Genomic DNA, 22,718 nt, shown 5'->3' on the forward strand with positions numbered 1-22,718 from the left:
CATAGGACTCAAGAAGCAGGTTCTGCGCATTCCTGTCGCGGGCCTTCCAGCAATTGACGCCGCTCTCTGTCACAGTGATTCTCGCATACTAATCTTCTCTCAACGTTCATTGTTTTAATATAGTATGCAAAATTATCTTCTTGATGTCAATAACATTCCTTCGATGAATGAACCTTATAGCGCCATGGCTGGGCCGAAGAATTCATAGTGGATTTTATCCGTATCTACCCCAAGCTCTTTCAGGTAAGTGATGATGGCCTTCATGAAAGGCACAGGGCCGCACACATAATAATCAGCCTCAGGTTTAACAATACTGCTCAATAATTCCTTATCAACATACCCTTGCTTTGCAAAATTCGGCAGGTTCTTATCATCCTCACTCGGATTTTTAAAGACAAAGGATAAATGATAACTGGCAAGCTTGTGCGTTAGTTCTGTCAGTTCCGTTCTGAACGGCTGTAAAGTGCCTTTATCGGATGCGTGAATGAATTGGACATCACGCTCAGGTGTTTGTTCAGCTACTGCATGAACCATACTCATGAAAGGCGTTATGCCAACGCCTCCGCTCAAGAATACTGCCGGAGTTCGTTTTCCCAAATCAATGGTGAAATCACCTGCAGGAGCCGTTACGTCTATACTGTCACCCATCTGAATGGATTCATGCAAGTAGTTAGAGACCCTTCCATCAGGAGAGGTTCCAGGCTTTTCTTTTTTAACGGAAATCCGGAAGTAATCTTTTCCCGGAACATCAGACAAACTATACTGACGGTTGAATAAATAGCGTTCACCCGGTATCTCGATACGAACGGTAATATATTGTCCAGGAAGAAATGCTGGAACCTTGTCACCATTTGATGGCTTTAAATAAAAGGAAGTGATTACGTCACTTTCCCGTACTTTTTCCACCACAGTGAATCGTTTGAAATCAGACCATCCGCCGACCTGATTGGAAGCTTGATCGTACATTTCCTTTTCAATGCTAATGAAAACATCGGCAATGACTCCATAGGCCTCTCCCCAAGCTTGGAGGATCTCTTCTGTAGCCGAATCTTGTAACACTTCCTTGATTGCTCCTAATAGATATTCTCCAACAATAGGATAATGTTCAGCTTTAACAGCAAGACTTCTGTGTTTTTGTGCTATTTGCTTCACGGCAGGTAAGATTGTTTCAAGTTGATCTATATGTTTAGCCGCTGCCAAAACCGTGTTGGCAAGTGCAGTTTGCTGACGCCCCTTTTTTTGATTGGCATGATTAAAGACATTTAACAATTCAGGATGTGCTTCGAAAAGATTTTTATAGAATACAGTTGTGATAGTTGCACCATGGACTTCTAATACGGGTACGGTTGATTTGATAACATCGATAGTTTTCTGGGATAGCATAGGTAAACCCCTCTTCATAAACAAGTATTTTAAATACATGTTTATATTAGAACTTAAATGCATTAAAAGCAATATTTTTTATACATCTTTTTAAATAATAAGTTTTCATGTTTATAAAATGTTCACATTTATGATATAGTCTAATGGGGATAGAATGTGAGGCGATAAACATGAGGTTGACGAGTTATTCCGATTACTCACTAAGAGTGTTGATTTACCTGGCTTCCCACGACCAAAGCAAATTGTCAAATATTAAAGAGATATCTGAAGTTTATCAACTGTCTAAAAATCACTTGATGAAGATTGTTCATAATCTAGGTAAATTAGGCTATATTGAGACCATACGTGGAAGAAATGGCGGTTTCCGGCTTGCAAAATCACCCGCCGAAATAAATGTAGGGGAACTGGTACGGAGAACTGAAGAAGATTTTTATTTAGTGGAATGTTTTAAAGATCACGATAACTGTGTAATTTCTCCCGTTTGTTCATTGAAATTTGTCCTTAATAATGCCTTGGATGCTTTTTTAAAGGTCCTTGATCAATATACGATTGCAGACTTCAGCGAAAATAAAGTGATGCTCAAAACTTATTTCGATTCAGTTAAGCAGCATGACGAAAAGCCCGATTTTTTATAATCGGGCTCTTTTTCATTAACCGATGATTCGTTCAATCTGCCATTCCTTTTCCATTCGCAAATCCATGATCCCTGAACCCGTATTCAATAGGACTTTAAGGGGATCGTATGGATTGATCATGATGATCGTCCCGTTTCGTCCATTGGTAAGCGTGACTTCTTTTCCGACTAAAGTGGACATTAATCGGTTTACAAACTCCAGCAGTATCTCTGGATTGAATTTACCGAACTTATCGCTGTTCATTTGCTCAATCACCTTATAAAACGGCATGGCCTGATGATATACACGATTTGAAGACATCGCATGGAATACATCGGCTATTGCGACGATTTTCGAATGATGATGGATATCATTCCCCATCAGACCATGTGGATAGCCTTTCCCATCTTCCCGTTCATGGTGCTGAAGGGCTGTTAATGCAATCGATGGTGGGATTCCTGGGATAGATTTTAGTAATTCATAACCATAAATGGCATGGCGTTTCATTTCTTCATACTCTGCCGCAGTCAGTTTACCCGGCTTTTCCAATATACTATCCGGAATCCTTGTTTTACCCACGTCATGCAGTGTGGCTGCCAGTGTCAGTGCTGAAAGGTTTTCTTTCGATAATCCAAGCTTCATCCCTAGATAAGTGGCAATGATTCCGACACCGATATTATGCTTATACGTGTACTCGTTATTTGCTTGCAGCTCTTCGAAAAGGTAATAAACATCAGGATTCTTTGCAGCTTGTGCAATGACAGGTGCTACCTCCGCTTTAATCACTTCAACATTTTCAAGCTGTATTTTCCCTTCATTACGTATATCTTGAAAGATGTTTTTGATTTGAATAGAAGCTTTATTGATTCTTTCATGAATCTTTACTTTAGGTTGTACATGATCTTCAGTTAGAGTAGATTCACCTTTTTTCAATTCTTCCATTTTGAAATCAATTTCAGGTATGGTAAGAGGCGGATTCGCTTTATTAATCAGCTTCCCTCTTCTATTTTTCATCGCTCTCACACTTTTCTCTATTTTTTACCTATAATACCATATCTGACATTGTGTCTTAATGAAAACAATTTTTTGGCACTTAAGTTCGGTCACTAAGTTCATTGCCTAGGCGTTTTAATTTTTCACCAACCGTACATTCTGAAATACAAAACTGATGGGCATACGTACGCCCCTTCTCTTTTCGAAAATGCTTTCGTAAAAAACAATCCTGGCAAAATGAAGCAAGAACATCTTCCACTTCTTCATATATTTTTTTCCTGTTCATTGTTGTTATGGCTCCTTTGATTCAACAATCTCTATTTTGCTGAAAATGGCTTTTCCCTGCAGTGCAAGTGTTGCCAGGCGATCAGCTTCCTGGTTTTCCTTCCGAGAAATTGGTTTGCAGACCGGAATGATCTTTAATTTATCCAGTTTCGCTTCAATGCGGTCCAGCCATTTATTTAAGTTTTCTTCCATACAGGGCCATTCACCGGAAAGTTGATTTAAGACAACTAGAGAATCCCCTTTAAAGACACAGCTTTGATGATGCACCCCAAGTTCTTCCATCTGACTGACCGCTTCATGAAAGGCCGCATATTCCGCTTCATTATTGGATTCGAATTGGTCCAATTTAACGTTGGTGCGTAACCGCCAGAACTTCTTACCTTGTCGAAAGTAAATAGCTACACCGAGTCCTGCCACCCTTTCATCTTTTTGAAAACCGCCATCAAAAAAAACCGTCACATCCTGCGGCTCTTCCTCAACTTCCGTCAGGAGTTTCTTTAGCTCTTTCTTCGTCCATGTTGTATCGAATTCATCCTTGAATTCCACTTCTTTCAGCCTTCCTGCCTTTTCAAGATCCTCCGTAATGACCAGTGCAGTCCCGGCATCAAGCCAATCTGAAACGAAAACGGCAGATGGTTTTTTTGAAGCATGATATGTCCATTGCATAATTACCTTCAAAGATTTCCAGCTCCTTATCCATTCACCATTCATGCAGAACAGCTTACAATTTTCATACCTTTTTTTCGTCATACCCTTTATAATATATTGTAAGCATTTGAATCACTCTTTTTAATTATAGTTCCCATATCAGCCTGAAATTCTCATGTTTCAATCTTATTTTATATGAAACATTTTTTATAAAGGCATATTGACAGTTAAACTCGAGGAGGAGCATATATTGATCGAAGTGTATATTGATGGTGCCAGTGCGGGCAATCCCGGGCCGAGCGGCGCAGGTGTTTTCATAAATAATAACGGTGTGGTCGAGAGGCATTCATTTCCGCTTGGAAATATGGAAAACCATGAAGCGGAATACCATGCTTTAATCAAAGCATTGGAAATTTGTGTAGCCAATAAGTATCAAGTCGTTTCTTTCCGTACTGACTCCCAAGCCATCAACCAGGCCATTGAAAAAAGATTTGCAAAAAATAAGTATGCGATATTGCTGGAACGGGCGCTAAAGCTTTCCGACGAGCTTGAATTATTTTTCATGAAATGGATTCCAAACCTTGAAAACAAGTCCGCGGATGAATTGGCGAGACGGGCCATTCGCATGAATAAGGCTGAGGAAATTCATGAACAAGACAGCTGATTTTTCGTTATTATTCGTTGTATTCATCTGGGGCGTGACTTTTGTTATGGTTCAAAACGCCCTGTCATTTCTTGACCCATTCACGTTTAATGCCGTCCGTTTCTTCATGGCCTTCGTTTTCTTGCTCATTCCATATATATCGACTTTACACAAAAAAGGGAAAACTTGGAATAAGGGCCTCATTATAGCCGGGTTTCATATTGGGGTTTGGCTTTTTCTGGGATATGGGCTTCAAACGATCGGATTGAATTATACGACTCCTGCAAAGACAGGCTTCATAACAGGATTAAGTGTCGTCATGGTACCGGTTTTTTCCTTGCTGCTTTTAAAACATCGGCTTTCCCGCAATACATTGATCGGTGTCGCAGCGGCAACCATTGGGCTTTATCTAATGACTTTCGCTGACCGCTCCAATTTGAATATCGGTGATTTACTGGTATTTTTATGCGCAATCAGTTTTGCCATGCAGATCATTACTACAGCTAGATATGCCAAGACCCTACCCGCTTTACCGTTGACGCTGATTCAGGTTTCGACCGTATCTTTATTATCATTTGTTTCAGCCTTCATTTTCAACGAGAATCATTCCGTCATCTTCAGCTCAGAGGTCATGTTACAGAAGGATGTATGGACTGCTTTATTGGTTACTGCAGCCCTTGCCACGGCGTTCGCCTTTTTCGCACAAACCTTCTTCCAAGCTTATACGACACCTACAAGAGTGGCGCTGATCTTTTCTATGGAACCGGTTTTTGCTGCGTTATCCTCATACATATTGATAGGGGAAAAATTGACTACCGCCTCCATAATCGGCTGCGCATTCATTTTCTTGGGAATGATTTTCGCTGAACTGCCTGTTAAGAAAAAGAAATCGGTGACACAGGAGTTTTCTTGAAAAGCCCAATTAAATAAATCGGACTTCCAGTTACGAAGTCCGATTTATTTAAGCAGCCCCTGTTCTTTTGCAAACGATACCGCTGCACTACGCGTTTCAATGCCATTTTGTTTTAAGTTTTCCAAAAAGGAAATATAAAAACTGCCATCAAAATTCTTTTGTACCTTCAATGTCAATTCTATTGCTGCATTGACTAAAATATCACTTGCATCCGTGTAGCGCTTACCAAAATAAATAAAACCAATAGCGTCATTACCAAAAGTGAATCCCTTACCCTCTAAAAAACTAACATACTCTTCAGTTGACTTCGCCAATTCTGCATCCACTCCATACTTCATACCTTATTTTCATCTTACCGTATATCAAAGATTTTGACTATCCATTTTTCGACAAAAAAATCACCATACAAAATAACGGAGCCCCCATTGGGAAGCTCCGCTTGTTTGATTAAATCATTCGCAGTAAAGCCCTGAATTCATGATCATTAGCCAGATTTTTTACCTTCTCGCGATCATACTGATAGACCGCATCGTCCAAAGAACATGAAATTGGTACATCACATTTTATTTCTGCTAGCTTTCTGGATAAATGAAGCATATCGACGGCGGATTCAATTTTAGCCCGTTGCCCATTCGTCAATGAAGCAACATTTTCAAGAATCCCTTCGATATTTTGATACTGGATCAATAATTTCAACGCTGTCTTTTCCCCTATTCCTTTAACTCCGGGATAGTTATCAGCTGTATCACCCATTAAAGCTTTTAAATCGATCATTTGTCTTGGTGTAATCCCTTTCCATTCAAAAAAGCTATCGGGATTATGCACCTCATAGTTACCATACCCTTTTTTTAACAAAAGTACGGAAATGTTTTCATCTATTAACTGCAGCATATCTTGATCGCCAGTCAATATACCCACCCGGCTATTTTGGGCAGATGCTTTGGCAATTGTCCCGATACAGTCATCCGCCTCATATCCAGAGAGCCCTATGTTAGGGATATCAAATGCTTCAACCGCTTTTTTCGCCAGGTCGAATTGAGGAATCATTTCGACTGGAGCTTCTGATCGATTAGCCTTGTATCCATCAAATAATTCATTTCTGAAGGTCTTGCTGCCCATATCCCAACAAACCGCTACATGACTGGGTGAAAAGTGATTCACCGCCGTCAGCATATGCTTCAAAAAACCTTGAACGGCATTGGTTGGTATGCCTTTCGAGTTAATCATGAATTGACCAGTAACAGCCGTTGCATAAAAAGCTCTAAATAAAAGCGCCATCCCATCGACAAGCATAAAGGAAGGGTGCTGCTCGTTTTCTTTCATTAACACATTATCACCTCTATCATGATGTACTTCCATTTTAACATAACCGTCCCCTTTTTTAAGGATCGTTTAATTGGAAAAAATATTATTCAATTGGATTATCATCATAGGAGATCCAGTCACTGAAACTGCCAATATAAATCTTCACATCTTTAAAACCCGCTTCTTTCAGGGCGATATAATTTGGTGATGCGGTTACACCTGAACCGCAGTAAACAATGATTTCATTATCATTACCGATGCCTGTGAAATTCGACTGAAGATCTTCCTTCTTTTTAAAATAGCCATTTTCCAGAACGTTCGTCCACACCTTATTTACGGCACCAGGTATATGGCCGGCTTTTTTATCAATCGGCTCCTCAATTCCCTCGTAGCGTTTAGATTCCCTTGAATCGATTAAAATGACATCGTCTGGCCTATTCATTGTGTAATTCTTTACTGTTTGGAAAGAAGCAAAAACGGACTCATTTAAATCAATATGATATTCAGCTGGCACATAATTCGTTTGATTCGAGTCAATGGGATAGCCCGCATCCCTCCAGGCGCGATATCCCCCGTTAAGAACAAAAACTTTCCTATGTCCAAGGTAGCTCAGCAGCCACGCAAACCTGGAAGCAAAAGAACCTTCTCCGCCATCATAAGCAATGAGTACCGTATCATTGGTGACTCCATGTGATTCCAGTTTACCTTTAATGGTTTCCAGGTCAGGAAGAGGATGTCTTCCTCCATGTTCTTTAACCTGACCCGATAAGTCCTTTTCTAGATCGAAATAAACAGCGCCTAAAATATGGTCTTTTTTGTATGCCTTATACCCTGCATCAGGAGTGCCTAGCTGAAAGCGGCAGTCACAAATTCTGATATCATTGGAATTCAACAACGGCAACAGCTCTTCTTTTTCGATTATTAAACTCATCTGTATAACCCCCTACTTCAAAATGGCCCAAATTAATTCATTAAGCTCCGTTTCCATGCTCTTCCCTTGATGTAGCCCGGTTATCTCATTCTTTAAGGAAAGTGATTTCCCTTCCAATAGCAAAAGATTCTTTTCACTTTCATTGTTGCTTATACATTCTTCCATTTGTTTTGCCTTGAATATCCGGGTCATCCGGGTTTTCAGGTCTTGATCAATTGAAACCAAATCAAGTAATTCCCATACCGATAAAGGTGGCAGTGAACCCCGTTGGATGATATATTCCAAGATTAAATATGAACGGCATACTTGTACCCATATTTTTAGTTCTTTTCTTTTGGATTCCCTTGTTTTTGTCAATTGTTGAAGATTGTCGCTCATCATCCGATAATAATGGTGCCCCAGTGCCTTTTTGGAATAGCAATCCGCTATCAAACCATTCATCTTCCTATAATAATCCGGATGCATAATCAACTTGATTTGCGACTGAAATAATTCAAATAAAGCAGGATTACTCTTTAAGGTAAGACGTGATGATTTAAATAGATCCCAGCCTTCCATGTCAAATTGGCCTTCTTTCATTTGAATGACTTCAACTGGCTGACTTAAGCTGAGGTATGATCGCTTATCATTATGAACATATATATATCGAACATCATAATCAGATTGGCCGGATGCTAAACCAAAAGAATGGCTGCCAGTAACAGCAGCCATCAAAATGGTCATATCCTCTTTCTTTTCCAGGTATCTCAATCTTGAAATAAGGTTTTCTTTCATGAATGAACCTCGTTTCTATTTCGAATGCATTTTTGCCAATTCAGCTACAGCATTTTCATAATACGGTAAATCGACCGTTTCCTCCAATGCTGCACGTAAGCCTGCAAAGATATCCGATATTTCCGTTTTAAACTCTTTTTGAATCGCGAGTAACTCTTGATCGAGGACTTCAGTATACATTTCGAAAATCCGCTCACCCTGTTCTTTAACATATATAAGGGCAGGTTCATCCAAACGCTTCTGAAGCCCTTCGCTCATTTTCGCTTTCTCATTTTTTTCAAAGAAAGATTTTGGATTTTTAAATAATGCTAATTCCTTTTTGAATTCTCCCGTATCCAATTGGGCAAAAGCTCCTGTAAATTCAATGGACTCCCTCTCATTAGGCTCATATGGCTGCAATGAAAGGGTTCTTCTTACTTTTTGCATTTGCTGAAGCAAACTGCTTTGTTTCTCATTCAGTAATTTATTTACGAACATTTCCGTCCTTAATGCCGTTGCCCGCATTTCCTGGGCAAGGTCAAAGCCTAACGCATCCAATAAGTTCTTCATCGATTGCTTGAGGACAATTTTCAGATCGCCTCCATCATCTTTTAAAACAGCCGGATTGAACGATTCTTTAAAGAAATCATTAAACCGGAAGAAGACTCGTTGTTTACTATAGAAGGTCAATTCGTCGACTTCTTTTTTCAAACGCTGCCTTTCTGCATCCCCTTTAATGACTGAGAGGAGTTCCGAAATGGACTGTGCCTCTTGAGAAAGGGTCTCCAGGGCATTTCGTTTCGCTTTCTCATCCTGCCTTGAAGCTGTAATTACATCTCGTAGCAGTTCTTCCGTTCTTTTTACAGCCGCTTGAGCCGATTCAATTGCAAGTCCAGTTAAATCGTTTTCTATGAAAGAATCGAATTGGCCTTGGAATTCGGAAATTCCGCTATTAGGAAGGAAAGAATGCTTAAATGAACCAGGCGTTTGTTTTTCCATCAAAGCTCCCTTACTCGTAAGCGGGAACAGTTTTGGAAAACGGATTCCGAATCCATTCAATTGATCTGTGACATAATCCATCACTTCGTCCAATTCGTCAGTGGTTTGAGCCAGATCGACGGCATTGACAATGAAAAACATCTTATCCATAGCGAATGAATCTTTCACACGTCCAAGTTGTATCAAGAACTCCCTGTCCGCCCGTGAGAATGGGTGATTATAATAGGTCACAAAAAGAATGGCATCCGAATTCTTAATATATTCGAAAGCTGCTCCTGTATGTCGTGCATTTATCGAATCCGCCCCAGGCGTGTCAACAAGGACCATCCCCTGCTTTGTCATTTCACAGTCATAACGCAATTCAATCAGATCAACAAGACATGACTTGGACTCTTCTGCAGCAAAACGTTTAAATCCTTCAAGATCTACCGTAACCACATTTCCTAGATCATTTTGGTACTCAGGCAGCCCTTGATGAAAAGCCCTTAGAAAGGATAAATGAGTCTTCCCCTTATCGACTTCCCCCGCCTTCGCAATGATTTGCCCTGCTAGTTGGAGGGCTTCATCTAGAGTCTTTGCCGATTTATCAAAAGCTGCCAAGGCCAGGCTTACATCTTCCAACAGCATCGCTTCGGTCTTTAATTTGACGGTTGCCGTTCCATGTGGATGCTCAGCGTCCGAAGACATGATTTTGTTGATTGCGGCAGTTGTCGGATTTGGTGAAACAGGAAGAACACTTTCTCCCATCAACGCATTGGCAAATGAAGATTTGCCCGCACTGAATGCACCGAAGAGGGCAACCGTGAACGTCTGCTGTTCCAAGCGATTTGCCTTCTCTTTCAATTCCTTATAAAGTGATTGAAATCCTCTCAAAGGTTGTATAAGCTTGGCTGCCTGTTGTAAACTCGCTGCAGTCTCCATCAGCTTTTCTTTTCCGCGTAAATCAGCAGCATCAGATGAAGAAACTGTCACGGAAGGTACAGCTTCCTTGTTTTCTTTATCATAATCACTTTCAGGTTGTTCGTTGACGGACCTTGAATTACTTCCTTTTTCGGTTTTCATGATTTTGACCGTAATATTTTTTTCCTCTTCCTTCCATTGAGTTAACAGCATATCGATATCACGCTCATCTGCTAATGATTCAGTTTGATGGGCAATGGCCTCTAAACGCTCCGTTTGGTAAACGATTTCCGCGTTCATCGCAGCAGTAACTTTAAGGGCTTCCGCAAATTCAGAATATCCTTCAAGCTCCTTATCGATGGATATAGACTGCTGTTCCACTATTCCTTCCATAACGGTAACCATTTCATTCAAAAATCCTTCAGATACATCACGTGCTTTCTTTTTGATGGCTGATGCTAAATCATTCGTATAGTTTAAAACGTATTCACCCGTAATATCGACTTGAGGCCTCAAAGAATTTTTTATGTAAGATTCCGTTACCTCGATCTGAAGTGCCTGAGCCTTACCTTCAAGTGTTGAATCATGGATCTCCGCTTGATTAAGCATTTTAACTGCTAATTCTTTAATATGCCATTCAAGCTGGGTTTTTACCTTTTCTTGTAGATCGCTCAAGAACGCCTTGATACGTGCCTCACGTTCGGCATCCGTTTTTTTCTTGGCAAATAATAGACCCATTTTAAAATCTGGCTGAGCCGATTCCAAGAAAGATTTACCTAGGTCCCGTGTTGCCGCGGGCATGATGTACGCACCTTTCAAAATCGTTTCTAATGCATCAGCGTATTGGACCTTGATGTCCTCTATGCGTCCCGTTAATGATTTTTTTTCTTTCAATAGGCTGTCCACTTGATTCGTCAGGTGTACTCGTTCTTCATGAGGAAGTTCTGACAATACTTCAAAATCATCGGCATGTTCCTCTTCATACTGCTCCTTCAGCCAATTAAGATGCCTTTCGACAAGGGCATTGGCAGATTGCATGATGGCATCTTTGCCATCATTTAGACCTTTGCCAGCCATTTCATATATGAATTGCTTGACCACTTCTATTTCATTTTCACTATTGTTCAAGTCTCTTACGGAAGTATAAAAAATCCCGTCAGGATATACATTCCAGTTCGCAAATGCTTCAGAAACGGAAAGCTTGAAGTCTTGAAAGCTAAGCTCGTTCTCATCATGCTTATCAATCATATTGATAATTAAGTATGTCGGTTTTTCAGCCTCTAACAGCTCTTTAGTGAATAGGAAGTTCACCTCTGATTGGACGTGATTGTAGTCCATGACATAGAAGACGACATCAGCTAGATGCAAGGCAGATTCCGTAGAAACTCTATGTGCATCATCTGTTGAATCAATTCCTGGCGTATCCATGATCGCACATGAATCCGGCAGTGAAAAATCATTGGAGCTTATCGTTATTGCCGATACTGAGTCTCCATCCTTGGCAAATTTCTTGACCTCTTTAAAATCATAAGGTGCAGGAAATAATACTGGTGGCTGATGATGGTAAAAGACCTTGGCATAGTCTTCGCCTTTTTGGACCTTTACCGTATTTGCACTCGTTGGAATCGGACTTGAAGGCAGTACTTGATCACCAAGGAAAAAATTGATCATACTGGATTTCCCCGCTGAAAAATGCCCGCAAAAAGCAATGATGAACTCCTCTTTATTCACTTTCATGATTAACTGTTTCAGTTTATCGGCATTGCCTGTATCACCTGCCGATTGAAATTTCTCATACATGGCAGTCAAAATCCCCAATTTGGACTGTTGCTTTAATGTTTCTTGAATCATGAATCCATACCCCTTAATCTATCGTCATTTTGATATTCTTATTGTAAACGATTTCGTTTGTTATTCATACCATCAGCTTTATTTTTACTATATGATTCATTACAGTCCATGTTCAAAAAAAAAACCACCTATTGGTGGATTCATGCAGTTTGATTCATATTGACTTGGAATGCAAAAAAAAAAACCAGGATGTTTACCTGGTTGTAGGGGTGGGGTTAAAAGCAGCTCGGTTTTCAATTGGTGACTCGGTATAAGGTTTTAATGCCTTTGCCGGTTTTTGAATATTATTCAATACATGTTTCATCACAAAACCATATGTAGCGATTGTCAATAAAATGAATACCCAAACCATTACCAACACCATCCTCTTATATATTGTTTAGCTTTTAGTTATTAGTTATTAGTTATTAGTTATTTAAATAAAATTATCGAGATCCGAATGAGAATAATTTTCATCTTCATTTAGAATCTTATCACGAACGATAATCATTTTCAATAAGAAATTAAATTTTTTTATTATTTTCCCTTAAAAACCGTAGAATATTCCGTATGTTCCTTTAATGCCTTCTCTTCCAGCGGGATTCTTACCGTCATCATCCAAACATTCAATAAACTAAAGATGATAGCAGTATAATATGCGTTGAATAATAAGGAAATAACTAAAATCTCAGTTGCGACTATGATATAGTTCGGATGTTTGAAATATTTATAAGGACCTTTAATGACTACATCGGCATCAGGAACCACTATGATTTTTGTATTCCAATGTTTGCCCAATGAACGGATTACCCAAATCCTGCCTGACTGCGCAATTAGAAAAAGGGTCAGCAAAATTGGCCAAAGTCCAGACATATTCCTTTCAAGCACGATCACTTCAATAATGAGAACAATAAAAAAACTAAGATGCATTAGAACCATCCACCTGTAATGGGACTCACCGTATTCCACTGCTCCTGCAGCTTTCAGCTGTTTTTCATTTTGTTTGGCGATATATAATTCAACTAGGCGCTGTATAGCGATCAAGATAATGAGAATGGCAAAGATCATCACTTCCACCTCATTAACACAAGTTCAGATGAAAACCCAGGCCCTAATGCAGCAGCCAGGCCCACCTCACCTTTATTCCCGCCCCGCTGCATGAACCTCTCCAGAACATACAAAATAGTCGCTGATGACATATTGCCAAATTCACGCAATACGCTCATTGACTCTGCCGTCATGCTTTCATCGAACCCGAGAGCTTCGTGATATGCATCAATTACTTTCTTGCCTCCAGGATGAGCGATGAAATCTTTTATATCGTTTAAATCGAATCCATTCTCCATTAAGAACTCTTGAACATTCGGTTTAAGCCAATCCTTGATGATTGTAGGGATATCTTTCGAAAAGATCACGTATAACCCTTGATCTTTTACATCCCAACCCATGACATCCAATGAATCCGGCATAAGCGTCGATTGCGAATCCAAAAATTGCAAATGTCTTACTTTTTTTGAAAACTGTTCATTCGGCACTTCATCACCGCAAACCAAAACACAGCTTACTCCGTCGGAAAATAAGGAAGTCCCAATTAAATTGCTTTTGGAGATATCATTCCTTTGAAATGTCAAACTGCATAACTCCACGCTTAAAACAATGACCTTCGCAGTCGGGTATGCTTGGCAATATTCAAAAGCACGTGATAGTCCACTCGCTCCCCCTGCACAGCCAAGCCCCCAAATCGGAATCCTTTTAGCATGCGGGTTAAATGGAAGTTCATTCATTATCCTGGCATCAATGGTCGGGGTGGCAATCCCCGTGCTTGAGATAAAGAAGAAAGCATCTAACTCGTTTGCCGGCAGTTCTTCTTTTAAAAATGCTGTGTTCGCTAAGCATTTTTCTATAGCTTCTTTCCCAAACTTGACTGCCTGCTGTATATATAAATCATTCCGCTCGGCAAAAGAATGATCCTCTTTAAACCAATCGAGATCATTTGAAAAATATCGATTCTCCACTTGTCCATTCTTAAAGGCCTTTAGTAACCGTTCTATATTCTTAAAAGATGCTCCAAATATTTCTCTCGAAAATTCCATGATTTTTTCCTGTGAAAGTAAATATGGCAGCTTTACATGTGATGCAGATAATAAATACGGCATGATTCCACCCCTAATTATTCATGATATGGTTAATATACCCACCAGGATATCAATTATGCTTTATAGCTAAATGGTTATATTTGTCTGGATCTTATAATATTTTTTCCTTTTTTCTTATAGAAAAAAAGACTATAAATTCGATAAAAGAACATAACCATACAAGTGGGAATGAAATTGGAAATCAACACTATAATCACAAAATTGTTATATGGAACCATCCTGGGCGATAGTCCCTTATTCCTTTCTCTTTGGACATTTAAAAGCCTTACATTATAAGACAGCCTTTCGAACAGGAACCCAATAGCGTCCTTATTGGCATGACAGGGGATATCCTTGGGAGAATAATGATTGAGGGGACTAACGGATGCATGAGTAAAATAGGTGAAAGTATGTTCGGCATGCCGTTAGAAGGTGAAATGCTTGATCTTATGCAGTAGAATTCGGTAACATAATTGCCGGTAATATTACCGCCCCTTTAGCAGAAGAGAATCCATTGATTGATATTACACCGCCCACCGTCATTGTGGGCAATGGCGAAATGCATGTTACCCATATCATAAAAGGGCGTAGGTACCCTTCTTATCATCTTAATGATCGAAATGTAATTCACAAAACAATAAAACCCCCTTACCGATTTTAGGTAAGGGGGCACTTTCATTCTTCCTTCTTTACTGAAGATTGATTTTGCACTTGTATGATGATATTTTGAAACTCCTCTTTTCCACACACACTGCACCTATACTCCTGGCTTAGAATGGTCCGACAATGAATACAATATTTTTTCTCCATCCCTATCACTACTTTCCTGAACATATACTATCAATATATTCAAAAAGTGAAGAGAGTTTCCTTTTATCTGACAAAACGCCAATTTGATTATCAATGATATTATTCGGCCTAAATGTAAAAATGCCCAATCCTCATCATCTGAGAAATTTGGGCATTTAATGGGTGAATCTATCAAGTTTAGCGAAACTATATTCAGGCTACATTTTGACCTTCAATACGCGTTTCCTTCACTTTGCCTTTTGTAGGGACGATGTTAAAGACAATATTCAAGAAAATGGCTGTCAAACTTCCGGCTACAATACCGTTTTCAGTTAAGATTTGAAAGCTTTCCGGAATTTGCGCAAATAACTCAGGAACGACCGTCACTCCAAGTCCCATACCTACTGAACAAGCGATGATCAATAAATTTTCTTGAGAAGCAAAGTCCACTTTGCTCAACATCTTAATTCCAGCGGCAATTACCATCCCGAACATCGCAACCATTGCACCGCCAAGCACGGATGAAGGGATAATAGTCGTGAATGCACCGATTTTCGGAACAAAACCTATGAAAATGAGAATGCCGGCTGTTGTGTATATGACATTTCTTGTTTTAATGCCTGACAATTGAATCAAGCCGACATTTTGTGAAAAAGCTGTATAAGGAAACGAATTGAACAAACCGCCAATCATGATGGCAAGTCCTTCAGAACGATATCCGCGAGCTAGATCGTCTTCTGAAATCTCTTTGTCCGTGATTTCACCAAGGGCATAATAAACACCAGTCGATTCCACCAAGCTGACGATCGCCACCAATGTCATTGTAATGATTGCCGTGACGTTAAATGTCGGAGTTCCAAAGTAGAAAAAATGTGGCATATGCAGCCAATTGGCACTGACCACTGAGGTAAAATCCACTTTTCCAAGGAAGAAGGCCGCAAAGGTTCCGACTAACAGCCCCAATAAAATAGAAATGGAGCGTACGAATCCCGTCGAGAATTTATACATGAAAATGATGAATAATAAAGTTCCAAAACCAAGAGCTACATTATTCAAGTCTCCGAAATCAGCAGCTCCCTGGCCTCCACCAAGGTTGTTGATTGCAACAGGAATGAGCGTAATGCCAATAATCAAAACGACCGATCCAGTGACAATGGGCGGGAAGAACCTTGCCAGTTTTCCGAAGAACTTACTAATGATAATGACGATCAATCCCGACGCCAAAATAGATCCATAAATGGAGTTGATTCCATATTGCGTACCAATTGCAATCATCGGGCTAACTGCTGTAAATGTGCAGCCTAGGACGACCGGAAGCCCAATTCCAAAGAATTTATTTTTCCACACTTGCAATAAAGTTGCTATCCCGCACATCAAAATATCTATCGAAACTAAATAAGTTAACTGCGCTGCAGTCAATTCCAGCGCCCCACCGACAATCAATGGAATGACGACGGCACCGGCATACATGGCGAGAACATGTTGTAATCCTAAGGATGCAACTTTTAATGGTGATTGATTAGACATTGACGGCTGCTCCTTCCTTTTCATCAGTGAACGTTATCTCACCGAATTTCAACTCAGCAATTCTCGCAAGTGATTCCACTTGGAAGCCTTGTTCCCTAAGATCCTTACCACCACTTTGAAATGCTTTTTCAATCACGATGCCGATTCCGGCCACTTCTGCTCCAACCTGCTTACAGATTTCCACCAAGCCCCTGGCTGCCTGTCCGACCGCAAGGAAGTCATCGATGATCAAGACCTTATCTCCAGCTTCAATATATTTATTGGAAACCGTAATGGTATTGGTTTCTTTTTTTGTAAAGGAATGAACGGAAGCCGTCACTAAATCATTTGTTAAAGTAAGTGATTTACGTTTACGGGCAAAAATGAGCGGAACTCCCAATTCCAAAGCAGCCATCAAACCAGGACCAATGCCTGATGATTCAATTGTCAGCACTTTCGTGATTTCCTTGTGTTCGAAACGATTAACGAATTCTTTACCAATTTCTTTCATTAGCATAGGATCCATTTGATGATTTAAGAATGAATCTACCTTTAAAATATCTTCTGATAAAGCTTGACCCTCGGACAAGATTTTTTCCTTTAAAAGTTGCATGAAGGTTCCTCCCAATCTTGGATGTTTATTGACCCATAAACCACACAATTATTTCCCGGCATATAAAAAAGCCCAAGAAACATTGCGGCACTTTTTTGGAGTGAAGCAATACTTCTTGGGCATGAATGAAAAATGAATCAACAAAAGCCTTCATTACGCAACAAGATCTATTACTCACCCATAGTCGAATTATTTACGGTAATTCGGTAGAAACTTGCAGGCCATATCCCTGCTATTATACGAGTGAAACATTATATTATATTAATATCTGAATTATACCAACGCTGGCTCTATTTGAAAAGTAATTTTTGATAAAAAGCCGAACTTTAAATTAAAAAAATAAATCATTATTCGTATTATTAGAAAATTGTGAAATCACCAAACCTAAATAACTTGGATTTCCTATCAAAAAAAACACCATTTTCCATTTTACTGGTATATACCATGCGTTTTTTGTAGCGACCCTAAAGAAAGAAGAAGGGTTTGAGATTTAACCCAAGTCCTTCTCAGACTGTAGGCAAACTTCGATTAAAATCGAGTTTGTCTACAGTTATTTATGGTTTGTACAATTTGACCGTTGATTTCCTCTACAGGCACTCGCTTTCCGGGGGCGGTCCGGGAGCCTCCTCGTCGCCTTTGTGCCTCCGGGGTCTCCCCTGGACTCGCTTTTCCCGCAAGAGTCTCGCACACCCGCACCAATCAACTTGTTTTTAACTTTTAGATAGAATCCTTTTGCTTAAAGTCTTGATTGTTTTTAAATTTATAAAACTTGAGGGAATGAGGATGCTTTCTATCATGATTCTATTCAGCGAAATCAAATGAAAATGATTACTTTAAATCAACTAGTGCCAGCGAACCATTTGGTTCGTGAAATGGAGGCTGCCATTGACTTTTTTTCATTTATGAATTGGTGAAAGATATGTATTCAACATATAAAGAGGGCTATCGTGAGTACAAATCACCAAAACACCTCTGTGCAACATGCTCATCATCTTTATCACCGTGTACAAAAGAATATCAAAAAGTGGTGACACGGCCTATCTGGCAAACATATGCGGAAGAAGCAGATCATCTGCGTCATCATTAAGATGTAAAACCTATATATGCGAAACGTAAAGAAACGATTGAGCGTGTATTCGCAAATGCAAAAGAATGGTATTCAGTGGACTACTTTAAGGGGACTTAAAAATTGTCAATGCAGGCGATGCTTACTTTCGCTGCTGTTATTTTAAAGAAGATGGCCAATTGGACATGGTAAGGTCCAAAAATGGCCTAACCTGGTGGGCTTGTAGAGCCCCAATCTCTTAATTTCAGGCGGAAATTTAAAGGAAATTTCAAAAGGGGTTTCGGAATTTTTAATTCCGAACCCCTTTTGTCTACAAACTGAGAAGGGCTTGAGATTTAATCCAAGTCCTTCTTCTTTGATTCATTTGATTTTATAAACTTCTTTATATTTATCTTCAAGATACTTTATTAAATACTGAACATTCAGGCCTTCCCCTGTCGTTTCTTTCAAAATCTCCAGAGGCTTTTTTGTTTTTCCGTATTTATGTATTTTTTCATTAAGCCATTTCCTGATTGGTTCAATATCACCCGCTTCCAACAGTTCATCAAAATCAGGCAAATCTTTAAGCATCGATTGCTTGATTTGAGCTGCATACATATATCCCAATGCATAAGAAGGGAAATAACCAAAGCTGCCATCTGCCCAGTGTACATCTTGCAACACGCCCATTGCATCATTTTCAGGCACAATTCCCAGATAATCCTTGTATTTTTCATTCCAGACTTCCGGTAAATCCTTCACTTCAAGTTCCCCATTAAAGAGGGCCTTTTCCAGTTCATACCGAATCATAATATGTAGAGGATACGTCAGTTCATCAGCGTCAATACGGATGAACGATGGTTTTGATTCGTTAATGCCCCGGTAAAATTCATCCAGCGTCACATCTTGGAATTGTTCGGGAGCATATTCCTTTAATAAGGAAAATTTATTTTTCCAAAAGCTATGGTTCCGCCCAATGAAGTTTTCAAAAAACAAAGATTGTGATTCATGGATCCCCATTGATGTCCCGCTATCGAGAAGTGTTCCGGTTAACTCTTCAGCGATATTCTGCTCATAAATGGCATGTCCACATTCATGAATGGTACCAAAGATTGCCCCCCTAAAATCATTTTCATCGTATCGGGTCGTCACCCGGACATCGCCCCTATTTATTCTAATTTCAAAAGGGTGAACTGTTTCATCAAGCCTGCCAGCCTTGAAATCGTATCCTAGCTGTTTTAAAATTTCCAAGTTGAATTGATGCTGTTTTTCTTTTGGAAATTCTTTATATAGGAACGCTGTTTCCGGTCTATGTTCGCTTTTTGCAATCTGTTTTACCAAGGGAACGATCCTCGACCGAAGCTCACTGAATACTCCATCAAGTATATCTACAGTCATTCCTGGTTCATATATGTCTAAAAGGGTATTATATTTCGTCCCTTCATATCCCCAGTACTCTACGAACCTGCGGGTATATGCTACAATTTGCTCCAGATAAGGTTGAAATAAAGAAAAATCAGCTTTTTCCCTTGCCTCTTCCCATGCACTTTCGGAACGCGATTGTAAAATGACGAATTCCTTATATTCGTTCACAGGAATTTTCTTATTCCTTTCAAACTCATTTTTACACTCTTGTACCATCTTATTCGTCGATTCACCAAGAATGGCTTTATCCATCGAAAGTTCTGCAATGAAGGATTCCATTTCCTTACTTGTGCTCATATTAAACACTTCGGAGGAAAGCATACCGATAACTTCGGAACGCTGCTCAACTCCCTTTTTAGGTGCACCTGTACGCAAATCCCAAAAAATTAACGCGAGAGCTTCATTATAAGCAGAGATTTTCTTTACATATTCTTTAAACTCTTTTTCTATCAGATCTATACCCTTTTTTTTCATATTCACTGCTCCTTCCAACTACACTTTACCATATTATACAAAAGTCTTTCATATCAGAACCACTCCGATTAATAAATTAAAATAAAAAAGAGCCAAGGGGTTCCCTTGGCTCTTTTTTTGGGGGTTATATTTAAATCGTTACAGGAAGAATGGATACAATCTTCTCTTTCACATGTTCCGAAAGATTCTTTTCAATCAAAATCTGGACGGTTCCCGAATCATTGCTCGTCCTGATCAAACGCCCTATTCCCTGGCGCAATCGAAGGAGCATGTATGGAAGATCCACCTCTTCGAATGCATCGGTAACCGAGTTACGTTTGGCTTCGAAAACCGGATCGCGAGGCGGGAATGGAAGCGAGTGTATCACTACATTTTGTAATGAAGGTCCTGGAACATCAAGACCCTCCCATAAATGATAGGAGAAAAGGACAGATTGCTCATCCTCTTGGAACTTCTTAACAAGCTCGCTGATTTCCGCTTCCCCTTCAAAATAAAATGGATAGGATGATACTGGGCAGTTTTCCTTGAACCATTGCAATTCTTCTTTTGAGTGGAATAACACTAGTGTTCGACCTTCATTTTCCTCAATTGTATTCATTGTATATTGAAGTTTTGCCAATTGGTCTCCATTTTCGAAGACCGGCATGTTCATATTCATGACTTCATCGTAATCAAATGGTGATTCAACGGAAAAGCTGTCATACTTTTCTATCCCTAAACTATCTGCAATATATTGGAAGGATTTATTATCCGATAATGTTGCCGATGAAAAAATGTAAGGGATTTTTTTCGAGAATACCTGTTCAGACAAAATATCCTGCACTAGCCTTGGCATGATCACCAATGTTTTGGTCATTTCATTTTCTTCAAACCAGGAAACGGCCTGTTCATCCTTCACAAATAGAGAAAGGGAATAGCCCAGCTGCTCTAAATACTCTTCCGTCACTTTTAAATCATAATCATTGATCGTGTACATTTCCGCTTCAAAAACTAGGTTCTCCTCTAACTCTTCAACCTTTTTATGAAGCTTTTGGGCAAAGCTTGTTATTTCTTTTGACATTGGGATTTCATAACGATTAGACCCGCTGACATGTATCGCTTTTTCATCCAACAAATCAAAAAACTCTTCATTGATATCAATTAAGTCCTCGATGATGTATAAGGTTTCTTCACGAACCTGATTGGCTGTTAGCAATTCCAGAACCGAAGCGAGGGTTTGTTCCCCAACTTTATAAGTTAAAGCCTTTTGAGCAGCAAATTCCAAAAGATGGCCTTCATCAAAGACAACACAGCTATGTTCAGGCAGTAATGGTAACTGTCCTTCACGCTTACGCTTTTCCTTAGTCCATACATGCTCCATGAAGAAGTCATGTGAACAAATGATCAAATCACTTGATTTTCGATAGTGGTCCCGTGATAGGGTTTGCCCACAACGATGGCGTTTATCACAAGTAAAACAGTTTTGAAGCTGATCCCAGCCAACTTTAGACCAGTCTTCATCATTTAAATATGGATACTGTTTACGGTCCCCATATGGTGTATAGGCGTTCATGGATGAGTTATCATGAACAAACTTGGGAAGTTCATCATAGAGCTGATCTATCCCCTCTGAATCCTCATGATTCACAGCATAATCCAATTTCTTAAGACATACATATTGATCGTGATATTTGGCAAGCCGGACATCCACTTCAATACCTAAAGCATTCTTGATTTTTTGGATGTCGCCTTCCTCTTTGACAAGCTGTTCAATCAACGTTTCATCTGCACATGAAATAATTGCCGGTTTATTCGTATATCTCGCATAACAAATCGCATACAGTAAATAGACCAAAGTCTTACCAGTCCCTACCCCTGCTTCAGCAAAACTTATATTTTTTTCTTTAAAGGCTTTTTCTAACTGAAAAGCCATGAAGATTTGTTCGTCACGCAGCTCAAATCCTTTTTCGGGAAGAATATCGTAAAAAACATCACCGATCCATTCTGAAAGCTTATCGTAAAAAGAATCTTCCTTTGTTACCGAAAAAGGCAGTGTTTTAAGCATCATGGTCTCCCCTTTTATCTATCATCATTATATAAAATCCGAATCATTATTATCTTAGGCAAAAGTATATTATCCTTTATTTCACATTAGTAGTCAAGATATTTACCTATTATCAGAATGAAAGGCAATATGTATGTATGCTGTCTGGTTGCCCGATTCGTAAAATAAAAGACAGGCTCCAAGAGAGCCTGTCTGTAAATAATATAGGGTTGAATTAAGCTTTGTTTACGTTTGATGCTTGTGGTCCACGTTGACCTTGTTCTACATCAAATGTAACGTCTTGGCCTTCTTCAAGTGTTTTGAAACCTTCGCCTTGGATAGCTGAGAAATGTACGAATACATCGTCTCCACCTTCACGTTCGATGAATCCAAAACCTTTTTCTGCGTTAAACCATTTTACTTTACCTTGTTCCATTTTTGTTGCCTCCTAGTGTGTTCTCCACACATTATATTACTATCCTTGCTCAAAAGAATATTAAGGTATTCCTTA

21 protein-coding genes, 1 pseudogene, 1 riboswitch and 1 other annotated feature (1 of these 24 cut by a window edge) are annotated in these 22,718 nt (G+C 39.5%); of the genes and pseudogenes, 5 read left to right on the forward strand and 17 right to left on the reverse strand.

All coding sequences use genetic code 11. The annotated features are described in order from the left end of the window. Positions 1 to 112, reverse strand: a binding site (T-box leader); it reaches 103 nt to the left of the window's first position. Positions 113 to 174: 62 nt separating this feature from the next. Beyond that, positions 175 to 1,383 (reverse strand): NO-inducible flavohemoprotein, encoded by a 1,209-nt coding sequence (gene hmpA / locus ACWF5P_RS13185; protein ID WP_230176918.1) that lies wholly within the window; start codon positions 1,381 to 1,383, stop codon positions 175 to 177. A 170-nt stretch (positions 1,384 to 1,553) separates the two neighbouring features. Between hmpA and ACWF5P_RS13190 the strand changes: the two genes are divergently transcribed. Next, positions 1,554 to 2,018, forward strand: a complete 465-nt coding sequence (locus tag ACWF5P_RS13190) for an RrF2 family transcriptional regulator (protein ID WP_101222351.1) — start codon at positions 1,554 to 1,556, stop codon at positions 2,016 to 2,018. Between the two features lie 15 nt (positions 2,019 to 2,033). Here the strand turns inward: ACWF5P_RS13190 and ACWF5P_RS13195 are convergent, their stop codons facing one another. The 3 genes from ACWF5P_RS13195 to ACWF5P_RS13205 all read right to left on the reverse strand — a co-directional run bounded on the left by ACWF5P_RS13195 (position 2,034) and on the right by ACWF5P_RS13205 (position 3,953). Continuing rightward, on the reverse strand, positions 2,034 to 3,011 hold the full coding sequence (locus tag ACWF5P_RS13195; protein ID WP_434167291.1) for an HD domain-containing phosphohydrolase: 978 nt from the start codon (positions 3,009 to 3,011) through the stop codon (positions 2,034 to 2,036). A gap of 79 nt (positions 3,012 to 3,090) precedes the next feature. Then, the gene (locus ACWF5P_RS13200; RefSeq protein ID WP_101222353.1) at positions 3,091 to 3,276 is read right to left on the reverse strand and encodes a zinc-finger domain-containing protein; all 186 of its coding nucleotides are present in this window, start codon (positions 3,274 to 3,276) and stop codon (positions 3,091 to 3,093) included. Positions 3,277 to 3,281: 5 nt separating this feature from the next. Then, positions 3,282 to 3,953: a ribonuclease H family protein gene (locus ACWF5P_RS13205; protein WP_434167292.1), complete on the reverse strand. Its 672-nt coding sequence runs from the start codon at positions 3,951 to 3,953 to the stop codon at positions 3,282 to 3,284. 220 nt (positions 3,954 to 4,173) lie between these two features. On the opposite strand from ACWF5P_RS13205, the gene ACWF5P_RS13210 reads away from it, so the two are divergent. Together ACWF5P_RS13210 and ACWF5P_RS13215 are read left to right on the forward strand one after the other, a co-directional pair. Continuing rightward, a complete protein-coding gene (locus ACWF5P_RS13210) occupies positions 4,174 to 4,587 on the forward strand; it encodes a reverse transcriptase-like protein (protein WP_101222354.1) in 414 nt (137 codons plus the stop codon). Continuing rightward, positions 4,571 to 5,479: a DMT family transporter gene (locus ACWF5P_RS13215; RefSeq protein ID WP_101222355.1), complete on the forward strand. Its 909-nt coding sequence runs from the start codon at positions 4,571 to 4,573 to the stop codon at positions 5,477 to 5,479. Before ACWF5P_RS13210 ends, ACWF5P_RS13215 begins: the two co-directional genes overlap by 17 nt. A 44-nt stretch (positions 5,480 to 5,523) precedes the next feature. Here ACWF5P_RS13215 and ACWF5P_RS13220 read toward each other — a convergent pair whose 3' ends face one another. The 8 genes from ACWF5P_RS13220 to ACWF5P_RS13255 all read right to left on the reverse strand — a co-directional run bounded on the left by ACWF5P_RS13220 (position 5,524) and on the right by ACWF5P_RS13255 (position 14,353). Next, complete coding sequence (locus ACWF5P_RS13220) at positions 5,524 to 5,805, reverse strand: DUF6123 family protein (protein ID WP_230176922.1); 282 nt, start codon at positions 5,803 to 5,805, stop codon at positions 5,524 to 5,526. A gap of 121 nt (positions 5,806 to 5,926) precedes the next feature. After that, complete coding sequence (locus ACWF5P_RS13225) at positions 5,927 to 6,802, reverse strand: 5'-3' exonuclease (RefSeq protein WP_101223445.1); 876 nt, start codon at positions 6,800 to 6,802, stop codon at positions 5,927 to 5,929. An 85-nt stretch (positions 6,803 to 6,887) separates the two neighbouring features. Beyond that, the gene (locus ACWF5P_RS13230) at positions 6,888 to 7,715 is read right to left on the reverse strand and encodes a rhodanese-like domain-containing protein (RefSeq protein WP_434167293.1); all 828 of its coding nucleotides are present in this window, start codon (positions 7,713 to 7,715) and stop codon (positions 6,888 to 6,890) included. Between the two features lie 12 nt (positions 7,716 to 7,727). Further along, on the reverse strand, positions 7,728 to 8,489 hold the full coding sequence (locus ACWF5P_RS13235) for a DNA polymerase beta superfamily protein (RefSeq protein WP_434167294.1): 762 nt from the start codon (positions 8,487 to 8,489) through the stop codon (positions 7,728 to 7,730). A gap of 15 nt (positions 8,490 to 8,504) precedes the next feature. Next, positions 8,505 to 12,218 (reverse strand): dynamin family protein, encoded by a 3,714-nt coding sequence (locus ACWF5P_RS13240; RefSeq protein WP_434167295.1) that lies wholly within the window; start codon positions 12,216 to 12,218, stop codon positions 8,505 to 8,507. Between the two features lie 193 nt (positions 12,219 to 12,411). Next, on the reverse strand, positions 12,412 to 12,576 hold the full coding sequence (locus ACWF5P_RS13245) for a hypothetical protein (RefSeq protein WP_157830996.1): 165 nt from the start codon (positions 12,574 to 12,576) through the stop codon (positions 12,412 to 12,414). A gap of 158 nt (positions 12,577 to 12,734) precedes the next feature. Continuing rightward, on the reverse strand, positions 12,735 to 13,265 hold the full coding sequence (locus ACWF5P_RS13250) for an isoprenylcysteine carboxyl methyltransferase family protein (protein ID WP_434167296.1): 531 nt from the start codon (positions 13,263 to 13,265) through the stop codon (positions 12,735 to 12,737). Continuing rightward, positions 13,265 to 14,353: a 3-oxoacyl-[acyl-carrier-protein] synthase III C-terminal domain-containing protein gene (locus tag ACWF5P_RS13255; RefSeq protein ID WP_434167297.1), complete on the reverse strand. Its 1,089-nt coding sequence runs from the start codon at positions 14,351 to 14,353 to the stop codon at positions 13,265 to 13,267. Before ACWF5P_RS13255 ends, ACWF5P_RS13250 begins: the two co-directional genes overlap by 1 nt. Before the next feature lie 448 nt (positions 14,354 to 14,801). Between ACWF5P_RS13255 and ACWF5P_RS13260 the strand changes: the two genes are divergently transcribed. Continuing rightward, positions 14,802 to 14,993: a hypothetical protein gene (locus ACWF5P_RS13260; protein WP_434169693.1), complete on the forward strand. Its 192-nt coding sequence runs from the start codon at positions 14,802 to 14,804 to the stop codon at positions 14,991 to 14,993. Positions 14,994 to 15,334: 341 nt separating this feature from the next. Here the strand turns inward: ACWF5P_RS13260 and ACWF5P_RS13265 are convergent, their stop codons facing one another. Then, entirely contained in the window at positions 15,335 to 16,648 is a 1,314-nt protein-coding gene (locus tag ACWF5P_RS13265) for a nucleobase:cation symporter-2 family protein (protein ID WP_452444958.1), read from the reverse strand. Then, the gene (locus tag ACWF5P_RS13270; protein WP_434167298.1) at positions 16,641 to 17,240 is read right to left on the reverse strand and encodes a xanthine phosphoribosyltransferase; all 600 of its coding nucleotides are present in this window, start codon (positions 17,238 to 17,240) and stop codon (positions 16,641 to 16,643) included. Before ACWF5P_RS13270 ends, ACWF5P_RS13265 begins: the two co-directional genes overlap by 8 nt. 161 nt (positions 17,241 to 17,401) lie before the next feature. After that, positions 17,402 to 17,503, reverse strand: a riboswitch (purine riboswitch). A 662-nt stretch (positions 17,504 to 18,165) separates the two neighbouring features. On the opposite strand from ACWF5P_RS13270, the pseudogene ACWF5P_RS13275 reads away from it, so the two are divergent. Further along, positions 18,166 to 18,498 (forward strand): annotated as a pseudogene (locus ACWF5P_RS13275) (transposase); the annotation flags it as partial. Positions 18,499 to 18,666: 168 nt separating this feature from the next. Here ACWF5P_RS13275 and ACWF5P_RS13280 read toward each other — a convergent pair. The 3 genes from ACWF5P_RS13280 to ACWF5P_RS13290 all read right to left on the reverse strand — a co-directional run bounded on the left by ACWF5P_RS13280 (position 18,667) and on the right by ACWF5P_RS13290 (position 22,643). Beyond that, positions 18,667 to 20,184 carry a carboxypeptidase M32 gene (locus tag ACWF5P_RS13280; RefSeq protein ID WP_434167299.1) on the reverse strand — a complete coding sequence of 506 codons (1,518 nt, stop codon included), beginning with the start codon at positions 20,182 to 20,184 and terminating at the stop codon, positions 18,667 to 18,669. A gap of 130 nt (positions 20,185 to 20,314) precedes the next feature. Beyond that, on the reverse strand, positions 20,315 to 22,231 hold the full coding sequence (locus ACWF5P_RS13285; RefSeq protein ID WP_434167300.1) for a helicase C-terminal domain-containing protein: 1,917 nt from the start codon (positions 22,229 to 22,231) through the stop codon (positions 20,315 to 20,317). A gap of 211 nt (positions 22,232 to 22,442) precedes the next feature. Continuing rightward, complete coding sequence (locus tag ACWF5P_RS13290) at positions 22,443 to 22,643, reverse strand: cold-shock protein (RefSeq protein WP_034307871.1); 201 nt, start codon at positions 22,641 to 22,643, stop codon at positions 22,443 to 22,445. Positions 22,644 to 22,718 lie beyond the last annotated feature (75 nt).

It is taken from the genome of Peribacillus sp. NPDC055009 (genome assembly GCF_053608705.1).